14 protein-coding genes and 1 pseudogene are annotated in these 15,121 nt (G+C 70.0%); 7 read left to right on the forward strand and 8 right to left on the reverse strand.

Translation table 11 applies throughout. The features are described 5' to 3' along the window. Nucleotides 1-212 precede the first annotated feature (212 nt). The gene (locus tag ABZ070_RS18825) at nt 213-743 is read left to right on the forward strand and encodes a histidine phosphatase family protein (RefSeq protein ID WP_356635183.1); all 531 of its coding nucleotides are present in this window, start codon (nt 213-215) and stop codon (nt 741-743) included. Between the two features lie 69 nt (nt 744-812). On the opposite strand, the gene ABZ070_RS18830 is transcribed toward ABZ070_RS18825, so the two are convergent. Then, nucleotides 813-1,286 carry a carboxymuconolactone decarboxylase family protein gene (locus ABZ070_RS18830; protein ID WP_356635185.1) on the reverse strand — a complete coding sequence of 158 codons (474 nt, stop codon included), beginning with the start codon at nt 1,284-1,286 and terminating at the stop codon, nt 813-815. Nucleotides 1,287-1,584: 298 nt separating this feature from the next. Between ABZ070_RS18830 and ABZ070_RS18835 the strand changes: the two genes are divergently transcribed. Both ABZ070_RS18835 and ABZ070_RS18840 read left to right on the forward strand, forming a co-directional pair. Beyond that, a complete protein-coding gene (locus tag ABZ070_RS18835) occupies nt 1,585-1,857 on the forward strand; it encodes a hypothetical protein (protein WP_356635187.1) in 273 nt (90 codons plus the stop codon). Nucleotides 1,858-1,945: 88 nt separating this feature from the next. Further along, nucleotides 1,946-3,361: a DEAD/DEAH box helicase gene (locus ABZ070_RS18840; RefSeq protein WP_356635189.1), complete on the forward strand. Its 1,416-nt coding sequence runs from the start codon at nt 1,946-1,948 to the stop codon at nt 3,359-3,361. 9 nt (nt 3,362-3,370) lie between these two features. Here the strand turns inward: ABZ070_RS18840 and ABZ070_RS18845 are convergent, their stop codons facing one another. After that, a complete protein-coding gene (locus ABZ070_RS18845) occupies nt 3,371-4,411 on the reverse strand; it encodes a PP2C family protein-serine/threonine phosphatase (RefSeq protein WP_356635209.1) in 1,041 nt (346 codons plus the stop codon). A gap of 526 nt (nt 4,412-4,937) precedes the next feature. Here ABZ070_RS18845 and katG point away from each other — a divergent pair. Continuing rightward, nucleotides 4,938-7,127 (forward strand): catalase/peroxidase HPI, encoded by a 2,190-nt coding sequence (gene katG / locus ABZ070_RS18850; protein ID WP_356635191.1) that lies wholly within the window; start codon nt 4,938-4,940, stop codon nt 7,125-7,127. A gap of 106 nt (nt 7,128-7,233) precedes the next feature. Continuing rightward, entirely contained in the window at nt 7,234-8,346 is a 1,113-nt protein-coding gene (locus tag ABZ070_RS18855; RefSeq protein ID WP_356635193.1) for a CapA family protein, read from the forward strand. 57 nt (nt 8,347-8,403) lie between these two features. On the opposite strand, the gene glpK is transcribed toward ABZ070_RS18855, so the two are convergent. Together glpK and ABZ070_RS18865 are read right to left on the reverse strand one after the other, a co-directional pair. Continuing rightward, a complete protein-coding gene (glpK, locus tag ABZ070_RS18860; RefSeq protein WP_356635195.1) occupies nt 8,404-9,921 on the reverse strand; it encodes a glycerol kinase GlpK in 1,518 nt (505 codons plus the stop codon). Between the two features lie 55 nt (nt 9,922-9,976). Continuing rightward, nucleotides 9,977-10,822: an MIP/aquaporin family protein gene (locus ABZ070_RS18865; protein ID WP_356635197.1), complete on the reverse strand. Its 846-nt coding sequence runs from the start codon at nt 10,820-10,822 to the stop codon at nt 9,977-9,979. Between the two features lie 400 nt (nt 10,823-11,222). On the opposite strand from ABZ070_RS18865, the gene ABZ070_RS18870 reads away from it, so the two are divergent. After that, nucleotides 11,223-12,440, forward strand: coding sequence for a cation:proton antiporter (locus ABZ070_RS18870; protein WP_356635199.1), 1,218 nt, complete (start codon nt 11,223-11,225; stop codon nt 12,438-12,440). 30 nt (nt 12,441-12,470) lie between these two features. Here the strand turns inward: ABZ070_RS18870 and ABZ070_RS18875 are convergent, their stop codons facing one another. The 4 genes from ABZ070_RS18875 to ABZ070_RS18890 form a co-directional block, all read right to left on the reverse strand. Beyond that, nucleotides 12,471-12,845: a DUF1801 domain-containing protein gene (locus ABZ070_RS18875; RefSeq protein WP_356635201.1), complete on the reverse strand. Its 375-nt coding sequence runs from the start codon at nt 12,843-12,845 to the stop codon at nt 12,471-12,473. 90 nt (nt 12,846-12,935) lie between these two features. Further along, on the reverse strand, nt 12,936-13,772 hold the full coding sequence (locus ABZ070_RS18880; RefSeq protein ID WP_356635203.1) for a universal stress protein: 837 nt from the start codon (nt 13,770-13,772) through the stop codon (nt 12,936-12,938). An 89-nt stretch (nt 13,773-13,861) separates the two neighbouring features. Continuing rightward, nucleotides 13,862-14,314, reverse strand: a complete 453-nt coding sequence (locus ABZ070_RS18885) for a CBS domain-containing protein (protein WP_356635205.1) — start codon at nt 14,312-14,314, stop codon at nt 13,862-13,864. Nucleotides 14,315-14,553: 239 nt separating this feature from the next. Continuing rightward, nucleotides 14,554-15,051: a hemerythrin domain-containing protein gene (locus ABZ070_RS18890; RefSeq protein WP_356635211.1), complete on the reverse strand. Its 498-nt coding sequence runs from the start codon at nt 15,049-15,051 to the stop codon at nt 14,554-14,556. Here ABZ070_RS18890 and ABZ070_RS18895 point away from each other — a divergent pair. Then, nucleotides 15,050-15,121, forward strand: a pseudogene (locus ABZ070_RS18895) (rRNA methyltransferase); the annotation flags it as partial. The gene ABZ070_RS18890 and the pseudogene ABZ070_RS18895 overlap by 2 nt on opposite strands.

Consider the following 15,121-nt stretch of genomic DNA (forward strand, 5'->3'; position numbering starts at 1 on the left):
ACTCTTTCCCCGACGCTGACTGTATGAGGCGACACGTGCCGGCAGTCGTCCCGCACCGGGCGACACCGACGGCCGCGTACAGCGGCTCCCAGGCCCGTCGGCCGTCAACGGGACGGTGGACCGGTCAGGACCGTCCGCGCTGTTCGCGTCCCTTGCCGCATCCAGCCTAGTCCTTCACGGCCGGCGCGAGCCGGAGCTGGGAGGAGACCGAGATGACCATCCAACTGACCCTTCTGTGTGCCACCAACGCGCAGGTCACCAAGGAGGCGACAGCAGGCGTCACTCTCACGCTGGAGCCCGAGAGGGACGCGACGGTCGCCGGAGATTCGCTGCCTCCCTACTCGCTCGCGGTACGCGGGCCGTCTGCCCGCTGCGCGCGGACAGCCGACGCGCTCGGCCTGGACACCACACCCGAGCCCTTGCTGCGCGACGTCGACTACGGCAAGTGGCGCGGGCGGACGTTCGACGAGATTGCCGCCGACGATCCCTACGGGCTCTCGGCCTGGCTCACCGATCCGGAGGCCGTCCCGCACGACGGCGAGTCCGTCGGTCATCTCTGCCGCCGCGCCGCCCGCTGGCTGCGCAGTCTGCCGCCGGACACCGGGCCGGCAGTGGCCGTCGCACCGTCGGCCGTCATCCGGGCCCTGCTCGTCCATGCCCTGTCCGCGCCGCCGAGGGCCTTCTGGCATGTCGGCGAACTGCCGCAGCCGTCCCTCGTCCGTCTCGCCTCGCAGAGTGTTTGAACGCGGCCCACGAACCCGGGGCCGCCGCGGGTGCGGAACGGCCCCGGCGTCCGGCCCGGGCGCTCCCGGCTACCCGAACTGGCCCGGCTGGTAGTCGCCGGCGGGCTGCTGGACGATGACGTTCAGCCGGTTGAAGGCGTTGATGAGGGCGATGGCGCACACCAGGCCGGCAAGCTGCTCCTCGTCGTAGTGCTTGGCGGCATTCGCCCAGGCCTCGTCCGTGACTCCCCCGGCCGCATCCGCGATGCGGGTCCCCTGCTCCGTCAGCTCCAGAGCCGCCCGCTCGGCCTCGGTGAACACCGTGGCCTCCCGCCACGCCGCGACCAGGTGCAGCCGCACGGACGACTCACCGGCGGCGATCGCGTCCTTGCTGTGCATGTCGGTGCAGAAACCGCAGCCGTTGATCTGACTCGCGCGGAGCTTCACCAGCTCCTGCGTCGCTGACGGCACGCCCGCGTCGTCGAGCACCTTGCCCGCGGCGACGATGTGCTTGAGGAACTTGGCCGCGGTCGCGTTGCCGAAGACGTTCAAACGGGCATCCATGGCGAACTCCTCTGCCGTGGGTCGGTGGTTACACACGTATGACACGACGGATCGGCGCGATGTGACGCGGAATGTGACGTGCGCCACTCCACCCGTGCCACGGGTGACCCCGCGACTCCGGTGCGTGTGCCGCCCCCTCCGGGTCGGCGCAACGTCCCGTGCAAGCGACGCTGGGAGGTGCCTCGCGAGCAGCACGGGTGACCCGGCCGTCGATGTCGGCGGGTACGACGCGCGCTCGCCGACTCGGAGGTGTTGTGGCGCGCCGGCCGAGTTGACCGACCCGTGGGCGAGGGTGCCGGTGGCCTCTCCGGCACCGGTGGCGGACGCGGTCCGCCAAATCCGCCTGATCTGGGTGGTCAGCCAGGAGGAGGACCTGGACCCGGACCTGCTCATCGACACGGTGCTGGAGCAGGTCCGCGCCACCGGGCAGCGCACGGACCTCGTCGCACTCCTTCTGCCGCAGACGGGCACCCGCAACGGCTGTTCGCCGGTGGTCCGGCGGTGGAGGGCCTGCGCAGGCCGCCGTGCTGTCGGTGCGGACGGCCGGAGAGGGCATCCGGCGCGCTGGTAAAATGGGCGCACGCTTCGACGTTGCCGGGGCCCGCACCGAGGGTGCGGGCCTCCGCACTTTCCGGGCGCCGAGACCGACGAAGGGCCCCATGAACGCGAAGCGGACAGCCGCCGGACAATCCGGCGCCGACCGGACCGAGCCGGCAACGGCACCCCAGGGCGAACTGCCGGCGCAGACGCCGCCCCCCGGTTCGGCGCCCGCCGAGTCCTTCGCCGAGCTGGGCCTGCCGCGGGAAGTGGTCCAGGTGATGACCGCCAACGGTGTGACGGAACCGTTCCCGATCCAGGCGGCCACCCTGCCCGACGCGCTGGCCGGCCGGAACATCCTCGGCCGCGCGCGGACAGGCTCGGGCAAGACCCTCGCCTTCGGACTGGCCCTGCTCGTCCGCACGGCAGGCCGGCGCGCCGGGGCGAAGCGGCCGCTCGGGCTGGTCCTGGTACCGACCCGCGAACTCGCGCAGCAGGTGAGCGACGTGCTGGCACCGTACGCGACGGCGCTGGGGCTGCGGCTGGCGACGGTGGTCGGCGGACTGTCGATCGGACGGCAGGCGAGCCTGATGCGGGCCGGCGCCGACGTGGTCATCGCGACTCCGGGGCGGCTGACCGACCTGGTCGCGCGCCGCGACTGCCATCTGGACCAGGTGCGGATCACGGTCCTGGACGAGGCGGACCAGATGTGCGACATGGGGTTCCTGCCTCAGGTGTCGGAACTCATGGATCAGGTGAGCCCCGAGGGACAGCGGATGCTGTTCTCCGCCACGCTCGACCGCAACATCGACCATCTGATCCGGCGCCACCTCCACGACCCGGTGCTCGCCACGGTCGACCGGGCGGCGGGCGCGGTCACCACGATGGAGCACCATGTGCTGCACATCCACCCCGCGGACAAGTACGCGGCGGCCACGGAGATCGCAGCCCGGGACGGCCGCGTGCTCATGTTCCTGGACACGAAGCTCGGCGTCGACCAGTTCACCCGTCATCTGCGCGGCAGCGGCATCCGGGCCTCCGCGCTGCACAGCGGAAAGTCACAGCCACAGCGCACGCACACGCTCGCGCAGTTCAAGAACGGTGAGATCACCGTGCTCGTGGCCACCAATGTCGCCGCACGCGGCATCCACGTCGACGCGCTCGACCTCGTCGTGAACGTCGATCCGCCCGCCGACCCGAAGGACTACCTCCACCGGGGCGGCCGCACCGCACGCGCCGGTGAGTCGGGCAGCGTCGTCACCCTCGTCACCCCGAACCAGCGGCGCGACGTGAACCGGATGATGTCCGATGCGGGGATCCGTCCGACCGTCACACAGGTGCGCTCCGGCGAGCAGAAGCTGACCGCCATCACGGGGGCGAAGCGCCCGCCCGCCGGCGACAGGGCCCCCGGTGGCAACGCGGCCTTCCGCGGCATGGGCACGCGACCGGGCCGCGCGCCGAAGGAATCCCGCAGGACCGCCGAAGCCCGCAAGACCGCGGAGGCCCGCAAAGCCGCCCGGATACGCAGAGGCCACTGACCAGGGCTCCTACGCGTCGGGCCGAGCGTCGGGGTTCCCGCACCGCACGGCGAGGGCCGCGACGTCATCGTCGAGCCTTCCGCCGCTGTAGTGGAGCAGATCCCGGTGAAGCCGGTCGAGCAGCTCGCGGGGCAGCGTCTGCCCCTGCATGCGCATCCAGTCCGGCAGCGGAAAGAACTCGCCGCTCCGGTCCCGGGTCTCGGACACACCGTCGGTGTAGAAGAGCAGCTGGTCGCCCGCATCGACGGCGACGGTGTCGACGGAGTAGAGCTCTCCGATGAGCGCCGCGAGGTGGAGGGGCGCCGAGGGGGCGCTCGGCTCCAGGACGCGGATCTCGCCTCGGTGCACGAGAAGCGGCGGCGGGTGGCCGCAGTTGAGAATCTTGACGTGCCCGCCGCCGGGCGGGATCTCGGCGACGACCGCGGTGGCGAAACGCTCCGGCAGGTCCTGGGCGGGATACGCGGCGCTGTGGCGGGTGATGCTGGTCTCCAGTCGATGGATGACCCCCCTCAACTCCGATTCGTCGTGCGCGGCCTCCCGGAAGCAGCTGATCACCGCCGCGGCCGCCCCCACCGCGGGCAGACCCTTGCCGCGTACGTCGCCGATGAGCAGCCGGACCCCGTGCGGCGTGTCGACCGCCTCGTAGAAGTCGCCGCCGATGCGGGCCTGCTCCTGGGCTGCCAGATACAGCGACTCGATCTCGACGTTCGCGATGCGGCGAGGCAAGGGGCGCAGCAGCACCTGCTGGGCGGCGTCGGCGACGAGCCGGACGTGGAAAAGCGTTTCCTCCCGCTGGAGCCGGACATGGCTCGTGTACGCGGCAGCCAGCGTGACCGCGATGATCGCGGCCGCTGTGTACGGCGTCCCCAGGTCGGTGTAGAAGAAGCTGAGGCTGATCATGACCAGCAGGCAGAACGCCCCCAGGAGGATCGTGGGGAGCACAGGCCACATCGCCGCGGCGAGGGCCGGCGCGGCGGGCAGGAGACGGCTGAAGGCGATCTCCCTCGGCGTGGAGAACGCCAGTCCGGCCACGATCAGCGTGAGGAGCACCGGTGACAGCAGGGCAGCTTCCCACCGGTCGCCATGGGCATGACGACGGCGCCATAGCCGCCCGCGCTTGATCACAAAACGCATCATATCGGTGCGAAGCACTTCACCATCTCCGCATACGCCGTGCGAATTGGGTTTCGACGTCGACACTCCGAGCACCCGCCGAGCGCCCTGACAAAGCTTCCCATGATCGGGCCGGCCGCCACCGTCACCGGACGCGCCGACCAGCCGAGCCAACATATAATTGTCCGTTTCCGCTTCCCAGCCGGCGGAGTGAGCGCGATGAACAGAAGCAGCGCGACGATCAGAGACAGATCACCCTTTCTCGTACGCCTCAGTGGCTGGAACAGCCGTCGACCAAGGGGCCCCACTGCGGACCCGGGAGACGACTTCGGGCCCTGAGTGCTTGTTGCGCGGGCTTGCCTGCGTGTTCTCGTAGCAGTGCGGTCCGCGGTGCGCGACCATACGGACGCCGAAGAGCAAGCAGCCAGCAGAAGGAAACACCGAGACAGGAAGAAGGACGGACGTGTCCGGCAGCGAAAGCGAGAACCCAGTAATCCCCGCCCCGGCTCCCGCGCCTACTCGGCCCAGGACGAACCGGGACTGGTGGCCGAACCAGCTTGACCTTCAGGTTCTCCACCAGCACTCGCCCCGGTCCAATCCGATGGGTGAGGACTTCAACTACGCGGAAGAGTTCGCGACCCTCGACGTCGAAGCGCTGAAGCGGGACGTCTTCGAGGTGATGACGACGTCGCAGGACTGGTGGCCTGCCGACTACGGCCACTACGGGCCGCTCTTCATCCGGATGAGCTGGCACGCCGCAGGGACGTACCGCATCGCCGACGGCCGGGGTGGCGGAGGCAGCGGCGCTCAGCGCTTCGCCCCCCTCAACAGCTGGCCGGACAACGCCAGCCTCGACAAGGCGCGCCGGTTGCTGTGGCCGGTCAAGCAGAAGTACGGCCGGAAGATCTCCTGGGCCGACCTTCTGGTCTTCGCCGGCAACTGTGCCATGGAATCAATGGGGTTCAAGACGTTCGGATTCGGCTTCGGGCGAGAGGACATCTGGGAACCCGAGGAGATCTTCTGGGGCCCTGAGGACACCTGGCTCGGGGATGAGCGCTACAGCGGCGACCGGGAACTCACCGGTCCGTTCGGTGCCGTCCAGATGGGACTGATCTACGTCAATCCGGAGGGGCCCAACGGCAACCCGGATCCGGTGGCCGCAGCCAGGGACGTCCGCGAGACCTTCGGGCGTATGGCGATGAACGACGAGGAGACGGTTGCGCTCATCGTCGGCGGCCACACGTTCGGCAAATGCCATGGTGCGGTCGACCCTTCGTGCATCGGACCGGAACCGGAGGCCGGCCCCATCGAGCAGCAGGGCATCGGCTGGAGGAACACCTGCGGCAGCGGCAAGGGCGCCGAGACCCTCACCAGCGGGCTCGAGGGCGCATGGACCAACGAGCCCACGAAGTGGGACAACGGGTACCTGGACAACCTGTTCACGTACGACTGGGAGCTGACGACCAGCCCCGCCGGTGCGAAGCAGTGGACGCCCAAGGACGCCTCGGCCCAGGGAACCGTGCCCGATGCTCATGATCCGTCGAAGCGGCACGCTCCCATGATGCTGACGACGGACCTGGCGCTGAAGGTGGACCCGATCTACGGGCCGATCGTGAAGAGCTTCCACGAGAACCCGGACAAACTCGCGGAGGCGTTCGCCAAGGCGTGGTACAAGCTGCTGCACCGCGACATGGGTCCCCTCTCGCGCTACCTCGGCCCCTGGATCGCCGAGCCGCAGCTGTGGCAGGACCCCGTCCCCGAGGTCGACCACGAACTGATCGCGGACGAGGACATCGCTGCCCTCAAGAGCACGATCCTCGCCTCGGGACTGTCCCTCCCCCAGTTGGTCACGACTGCCTGGGCGTCGGCGGCAAGCTTCCGCGGCACCGACAAGCGCGGCGGGGCGAACGGGGCACGGATCCGGCTCGCGCCGCAGAAGGACTGGGAGGTCAACAACCTGCCGGAGGTGGCCGAGACGTTGCAGACCCTCGAGCGGATCCGGCAGGACTTCGACCGCTCGCAGTCCGGCGGAAAGAAGGTGTCGCTCGCCGACCTGATCGTCCTGGGCGGATGCGCGGCCGTCGAGCGAGCAGCGAAGAACGCCGGGCACGACGTCACGGTCCCGTTCGCACCGGGGCGCACGGATGCCACGCAGGAGCAGACCGACGTGGAGTCGTTCGCCGTGCTCGAGCCCAGGGCGGACGGGTTCCGCAACTACCTCCCCGCCGGAGAGAAGTTGTCGCCGGAGACTCTGCTGCTGGACCGCGCCAACCTGCTGACACTGACCGCTCCCGAGATGACGGTTCTGATCGGCGGCATGCGGGCCCTGAACACCAACGTCGGGCAGTCCGCACATGGTGTCTTCACCAACCGCCCCGAGGCACTGACCAACGACTTCTTCGTCAACCTGCTCGACATGGGCACGGAGTGGAAGCCGTCCACGTCGGTCGAGAACGTATTCGAAGGCCGGGATCGTGCCACGGGCGAAGCCAAGTGGACGGCCACCGCCGTCGACCTCGTCTTCGGCTCCAACTCCCAGCTCCGAGCCGTCTCGGAGGTCTACGCCTGCGAGGACGCGGAAGGGAAGTTCGTGCGTGACTTCGTGGCCGCGTGGGACAAGGTGATGAACCTCGATCGGTTCGACCTCGCCTGAGCCCGTCCCGCTGCTTCGGGTCCGGGTCGGTCGCTCGTCGGCCGACCCGGACGTCGCTTCGAAGCGGGCGCCACTGGTCCCTGGCGCTTTCCCATACCGTGGAGGTATGGGCGGTGACCTCGTCACCCTGTTCCTCAGCGGTGACGTGATGCTCGGCCGCGGTGTCGACCAGATCCTTCCGCACCCCGGCGATCCGGCGCTGTCCGAGCCGTACGTCCGGGACGCGCGCGCCTATGTCGAGATGGCGCAGGCACTGAACGGGCCGATCCCCCGGCCCGTCCCGTTCTCCTGGCCCTGGGGCGACGCGCTACAGGTGCTGGACGCCGCCGCGCCGGACGTGCGGCTGCTGAATCTCGAGACCTCGGTGACCCGCAGCGACGACGCGGCGGACGGCAAGGAGGTCCTGTACCGGATGCACCCGGCCAATCTGCCCTGCCTGGCCGTGGCCCGTCCCGACGTCTGCGTCCTCGCCAACAACCACGTCCTGGACTACGGCAGACGAGGGCTGGACGAGACGCTCGCGGCACTGGCAGCCGCCGGCCTGCGCACGGCCGGTGCGGGACGAGACCTGGACGACGCCCGGCGATGCGCGAGCATCCCTCTTCCGGACGGCCGGCGGGTGCTCGTCGTCTCCCTCGGCATGGAGTCGAGCGGTGTCACGCCTGACTGGGCCGCTACGCCGCAGCGCAGCGGGGTCCACTTCGCGGCCGAGCCCTCGCCCGCGGTGGCGGCGGAGCTTACGGCTCGCCTGCGTCAGGCCAAGCGCCCGGGCGACGTGACGGTCGTGTCCCTCCACATGGGCTCCAACTGGGGCTACCGGATCCCCCGCGACCAGGTCCGCTTCGCCCACGCACTCGTCGACGGGGGCGCTGACATCGTGCACGGGCACTCCTCGCATCACCCCCGGCCGGTCGAGGTGTACCGCGGCAAGCTCGTGCTGTACGGCTGCGGGGACCTGATCAACGACTACGAGGGCATCGGCGGCTACGAGCGGTACCGGGACGACCTGCGCCTTCTCCACGTCGTCTCGGTCGATGCGGCCACCGGCGCTCTCCAGGAAATGCGCATCACGCCCCTCCAGGCGCGTCGGATGCGGTTGGTGCATGCGTCCCGCGCCGACTGCCGAGCCGTGCACGAGGTGTTGAGCCGGATCAGCCACGGCTCGGGTGTCCGTTTGCATGCCGAACAGGACGGCTCGGTGACGGCCCGGCCGTCCTGAACGGCATACAACGTCAAGGTCGACCCGGTCGCGGGCCGAAGTGGCCGACGGACAGGCCTATTCGACCTTGGCCCAGTCGAGCGTGCGCTCCACCGCCCGCTTCCAGTCCGCGTAGCCCTGCGCCCGCTGGTCCTCGGACCACTGCGGCTCCCAGCGCTTGGACTCCTGCCAGTGGGTGCGCAGTTCGTCGGTGTCACGCCAGAAGCCGGTGGCCAGACCGGCCGCGTACGCCGCGCCCAGCGCGGTCGTCTCGGCGACGACGGGCCGGCTGACGGGTACGCCGAGGACGTCGGCCTGGATCTGCATGCACAGGTCGTTGGCCGTCACACCGCCGTCGACCTTGAGCACGTCCAGGTGGACGCCGGAGTCCTGCTCCATGGCCTCCACCACGTCGCGGCTCTGGTAGCAGATGGCCTCCAGAGTGGCCCGCGCCAGGTGGCCGTTGTCGTTGTACCGGGCGAGGCCGACGATCGCGCCGCGGGCGTCGGAGCGCCAGTACGGTGCGAACAGTCCCGAGAAGGCCGGGACGAAGTACATACCACCGTTGTCGTCGACCGTGCGGGCCAGCGTCTCGCTCTCGGCCGCGGTCTTGATGATCTTCATCTGGTCGCGCAGCCACTGCACCGCCGACCCGGTGACCGCGATGGAGCCCTCCAGGGCGTAGATCGCGGGGTTGTCGCCGAACTGGTAGGCCACGGTGGTGAGCAGGCCGTTCTCCGAGCGGACCAGTTCGGTTCCGGTGTTCAGCACCAGGAAGTTGCCGGTGCCGTAGGTGTTCTTGGCCTCGCCGGGTGCGTAGCAGACCTGCCCGACGGTTGCCGCCTGCTGGTCGCCGAGGACGCCGGTGATGGGGATGGCGGCCCGCAGTGGCCGCGAGGTGCGGGTCACCCCGTACGCCTCCCGGTGGGAGGACGGGTTGATGGTGGGCAGCATCGACCGCGGGATGTTGAAGAACCCCAGCAACTCGTCGTCCCAGTCGAGGGTTTCGAGGTTCATCAGCATGGTGCGGCTGGCATTGGTCACGTCGGTGGCGTGGATGCCGCCGTCGGGCCCCCCGGTGAGGTTCCACAGAACCCACGCGTCGGTGTTGCCGAACAGGGCATGGCCCTGCTCCGCCGCCTCGCGCACGCCGTCGACGTTCTCCAGGATCCACTGGATCTTGCCGCCCGAGAAGTAGGTCGCCGGCGGCAGTCCCGCCTTGCGGCGGATCACGTCGCCCTGGCCGGAACGCTCCAGCGCGGCCGCGATCGAGTCGGTGCGGGTGTCCTGCCAGACGATGGCGTTGTAGTAGGGGCGGCCGTTGCGGGGGTCCCAGACGACGGTCGTCTCACGCTGGTTGGTGATGCCGATCGCCGCCAGGTCGTCCGGCGACAGGTTGCCGTGCCGGAGGGCGTTCTGTATCACCGAGTTGCTGCGTTCCCAGATCTCCACCGGGTCGTGTTCGACCCAACCGGACCGCGGAAGTATCTGGGCGTGCTCCAGTTGGTGCCTCGCCACCTCGTTGCCGACGTGGTCGAAGATCATGAATCGGGTGCTGGTGGTGCCTTGGTCCACCGCGCCGACGAAGTCCGCCATGGCATTCGCCTCTTCTGTGGGAAGGACTGGGCCGGCGGCCTCGAAACGAGGCCGGTCAGCTCTCGGGGGTGGGAACGCGTCCGGGCGGCTCGGGCTCCGCGGTCGGCAGGAACCTGCCGACGAAGAACTTGTACACCACGGCTCCGACCAGACCGCCGATCAGCGGTCCGACGATCGGCACCCAGAAGTAGAAGTTCCCGTACTGATCTCGCCACGCTCCGCCGTAGCCGGTGAGGAAGCTCGCCAGCCTCGGACCGAAGTCACGCGCGGGGTTGATCGCGTAACCCGCGTTGGTGCCCCATGCCATACCGATCGCCACCACCACCAGACCGATGATGAAGGGCGCGAGATTTGCACCGGGGGGTGTGTTCAGCAGGTCGGTGATGGCCAGAATCAGCAGCAGCAGGATCGCGGTGCCGATGACCTGGTCCCGGAACGCGCCCCACTCGTACACCGGCAGATTGGTATTGCCGTTGGCCGGCAGCGTCGAGAAGACGCCCTGCGTCTTGATGGTGTGGCCGGGGTCCGCCTTCGCGAGCGCCTCGCTGTAGTTCCACCGCACCAGGAGGGCCGCCACGAAGGCGCCCGCGGTCTGGGCCAGCGCGTAGGGCGCCACCTTGCTCCACGGGAAACCCCTGAAAGCGGCCAAGGTCAGCGTCACCGCGGGATTGAGGTGGGCTCCACTCAGCCGCGCAGCCACATAGACGCCGAGTGTGACGCCGAGGCCCCACGCCCAGGCGATGCTGTCGTGGTCTCCGAGGCCGCCCACAGGGTCCGTGAGGGCGCCGGCCGGGGCCACCTGGGCGACCACGCCGCAACCGAAGAGGATGAGAACCATGGTGCCGAGGAATTCGGACGACATCTCGCCGACCAACCCCGACCTTTTGAGCCGCTCAGCCATGTGAGCCTGCTTCCTGCCGGCCCTGGACCGGCCCGTCTCTCGGCCCCGAGTGATCCACAGCTCATCGTAAGTTGCGCCGGTAGAGTCCGCGCGCGAAGGACTCCGCCCGGCTGCCGGCCGAAGCCGAGCGAAGGGCGGCCAACGGTTACGGCTGACGGGCTGACGGCCCGGCAATCACGAGCCGGTACACCTGCCGCGGGCCGCCCTCGGGCCCGGGCTCGGCTGCCTCGCCGGCCCGGAAGCCCAGCCGCCCGTTGATAGGCCAACCGGTCGCCCGAGGACGCCCGCACGGGCCATCTCGCTCCCACTCCGTCGCCGAACGCGTCGGAGAGGGCCCCGTGGATCACCTGCCATAGGCTCTGTGCGGACCAGGGACACGCAGTGTGGGAAGGCGGCCGGCATGCTCGCCGTAGCGGTCATCGCGGGGATCCTCTTCGTCTGGTCGCTTCTCGCGCACAGACTCTCCCGGTGGAGCATCACCGCGCCCATCGCCATGATTGCGGCGGGTGTCGCCATGACCGCGGGGGCCGATCCACCCTTGCGTTTCGATCTCGACACGAGCGTGTTCGAGCACGCGGTCGAAGTCATTCTTGCCCTGCTGCTCTTCGTGGACGCCGTCGAGGTCCCCGGCTCGGTCATCAGGCGGGAGAAGGGCTTGGTCGCGCGGCTGCTGGCTGCCGCGCTGCCACTCACGCTCTTCGCCGCCTTCCTGACCGGATATCTCATGTTTCCCAGTCAGCCGGCGTGGCTGCTCGCCCTCCTGGCCACGGTCGTCGTCCCGTTGGACCTCGCGCCCACCGCGGCCGTCGTCCGTGACCGCAGAATCCCGGCCCGGCTGCGGGACGTCCTGAACGTCGAAGGAGGGCTCAACGACGGCATCGTCTCGCCGGTCTTTCTTCTCTGTGTCGCCGTCGGCGTCGAATCACACGACGCGCACGCCGACTACGTGGATGCGCTGCTGTCGGCGGTCGTGGCGTCCGCCTGGGCCGTCGCCACCGGTATCGCGGTCGGCTGGACGAGCGGGTGGCTGCTGGGGCGTTCATGGGCGCACGGGTGGAGCCGGCCGACCGCGGTGCGGCTCGGCGTGCTTGCCGTACCGATCGCCGCGTACGCCCTCTCCGGGGCGCTGGGCGGCAACGGCTTCGTGGCCTCGTTCGTGGCCGGCGTCTGCTTCGCCCCGGCGATGAAGCGTCTGCCCGAGAGCGCGGGGGAAATGACCGAAGATCTGGTGACCCTAATGTCCCTCGCGCTCTGGTTCCTCTTCGGCCAGATCGTCAACAACGTCTTCGCGGACGACTTTCAGGCCTCGGCGTTCCTTTACGCGCTGCTCGCCGTGACTCTGGTGCGCATCGTCCCCGTGCTGATGCTGCTGACCGGAACGGGGCTGGAACCAGCGGACAAGTTGTTCATCGGGTGGATGGGCCCGAGGGGCGTGACATCGATCGTGTTCGGGTCACTCGCGGTCATCGACCTTCCGGAGCAGAACGCGGACTTCATCGCCCGCGTGATGGTGATGACCGTCCTGGTCAGCATCGTGCTGCACGGGCTGAGCACCGAGCCGATCGCACGGCGCTACGCCCGGCGCAGCGGGACCGGCCACGCCGTTCCCGCGGGCTGATCCGCCGGCAGGCCCGCGCGGGCGCGGGGCTCAGCAGATCTTGCCGGGTGCGGCGGCGACGGCGGCGAGCAGATCGCGGATGAGCTCGTAGTCGATCTTGTCGGGCTTGCGGAAGCGGATACAGCCCTTGCCCATGTCCTGGCCGGCCAGCCGGTCGGCGAAGGCTTCGGCGACGTCGGAGCGCATCAGGTAGAAGGAGATGTACTGCTTCTGGTTGGCGAAGGAGATCTCGGCGGCGCCGTCACGGGTGTACGTGGGCATGCCGTAGGCGATCGTCTCGCTGAAGCCGGTGAGCTCGGCCTGGCAGAGCGCGCGCAGCCGGGCCAGGGCCCGGCCGCGGTCACCCGCGATGTCGACGATGCCGGCGAGGTAGCTGTCGACGTCGGCTGCGGGGGTCTGTGCCATGGCGGTCAGTCTATGTCCGTGCTGCTCAGTGGCTCGCTGACGGCGGCGGATCGGCGTCACGGATCGGAGCGGCGTCTGCGGTTTCCGGCGTCACGGGTGGGCGATCACGGCAACCGGTGAGGAGCAGTGGTGGATCACCGCGTGGACGACATGGCCGATGTGCGGGGCCAGTGGAGAGCGCCGCTCGCGTCGGCCGACCACGACCAGCTCGGCTCCGGCAGCCTCGTCGACGAGCACCTTGGCGGCCGCGCCCATGACGGGGCGCTCCACGACGGACACCGACGGATGGGCGCTGCGCCACGGCAGCAGCTCGGCGTGGAGTTCCTCGGCGACGTTGCGCGCCACCTCGGCCTTCAACGCCACAGGAAGCGTCCAGCCGTGCACGGCACGCAGCGGGCGGCCCCGCCTTTCCGCCTCCGCGAAGGCGAAGCCGAGCACGGCGTCCTGCGAGCCGCCGAGATCGGTGCCGACCACGACGTCACCGCCGGGCGTGGTTCCGTTCTCCCGCACGAGCACGACGGGCGTCCGGGCGGCCCCGACGGCCGCCATGCCCACGGACCCCGTGAGGACCCCCAAGACCGTGCCGAGTCCGCGCGATCCGAGCACCAACAGCTCCACGTCTTCCCTCGACGCTTCCGCCGCCAGCGCGGCGGCGGGTCTGCCGGAGAGCCGGCGCGTCTCGACCGCGAGACCGGGATGGTCCCGCAGCGTCGCGTCGCGAACGCCGTCGAGAAGGTCGTCGGCCCAGCGGCGGTGATCCGCCCGGTCGATCGTCGGCACCGCGACGGCCAGCGGCAGCGGCCACTCCTCGACGTGTACGAGGCGCAGCCCGGCTTCCCGCAGGACCGCTTCCCGCGCGGCCCATGCCGTCGCCGCTCTGCTCTCCGCCGAATCGTCCACACCGGCGGCTACGACACCACCACCCATGGCGCCCTCCTCCGTACCCCTCAGCCTCCAGCCTGCCGCACCGGCACCCTCGTCCGGACCCGACGCCGGGCCCGTCGGCCATCTGGGCCTCACGCCTGTCGGATGAAGTGCTCCATGAGGCGGGCGGCCGTGACCGTGCCGAGCAGCGTGACCTGATCGCCGTCGCGTTCGATGACAGCCACGAGAGGGCAGTGGGAGCGCGCCATCAGGGCCGCCACCTCCATCGGACGGGCGTCCGGCCCGGCGACCTGCGGCGGGTACAGGCGGCGAGGCACCCACTCGGCAACCGAGAGCCCGCCCAGCCGCTCCGCCAGCTCGCCGCCGACGACGGGCACGGCGGCGAGCTGCGGCTCGTCGACGAGATAAGCGGGGAGAAGCTGTCGGATGAGCTGTGAGCCGGGCACGATCGCATACGGCTGCCCGTCGAGATCGAGCACCAGCAGGGCCGGCAAGGACTGTTCGGCCAGCAACCGTGCGGCGGCCACGGCTTCGTCGTCCGTGGTCACGAAGGGGTAGGGCTCAGCAAGATCTTTCGCACGCATGACCGCCTCCTTGAGCTTCCGCGCCGGCCACACCGCAGCCCTCCGCAGGCCCTCCGCAGCCCACTCGCCCGTTCCCAGCGCCGTCCTGGGCCCACCCTCCCCCATGGCGTCGCTGACGCCGCCGTGGGGCACAGTGCTGCACGTGAGGAGGGTGAACCCGATTCTCACGACTGCCGTGTTCCCCGACCGTCGCCGACATCACCGGATTCCGCCGCCGGGCCGCGTCGGTGCCCGTCCGCTCAGCGGCCGTGACCTCTGAGCATGTCGCGGGCGCGGTCCACCAGGCCGGCGCCGGGCCCGAGGAGCTTGTCGGCCGGAGGCTTCTCGGGCGCGGCCGGGTGCGGGCGGGTGGGCGCCTCGGCCTTGGCGGCTCGTGCCTTCTCCCCCAGCTCGTTCAGGTGCTCGGTCGAGCAGGCGGCCCGCAGCAGGGGGAAGAGGCGGCCTTCCTCGTCCTGGACGTGCTCGGTGACCGCCTCCACCAGCCGTGTCATCGTCTGCTCGAATTCCTGCTGCCCCGGTTCGGTGTCTTCCAAATCTCTGAGCAGCCGCTCGACGAGCGCGTGGTCCTCGAGTGCCTCGTCCGCGAGCTGTGCGCCGCCCTCGACATGCGAGCGCACGGCCGGGTACAGGTACTCCTCCTCGGCGACCGCGTGCCGCACCAGCTCGATCGTCATCCGACCGGTCAGCTCGCGACGCCGCCCGGCGTCCGCGGCCGAGTCCCGGATCTGCTCGAACATCGGGATCGACAATCTGCCGGGGGCTGTGCCCCTGGAGCGGACCGAGCTGCCTCGCCGGTGCGTGCTGCTC

Origin of the sequence: Streptomyces sp. NPDC006283, assembly GCF_040613325.1 — a bacterium.
Taxonomy (GTDB): Bacteria; Actinomycetota; Actinomycetes; order Streptomycetales; family Streptomycetaceae; genus Streptomyces.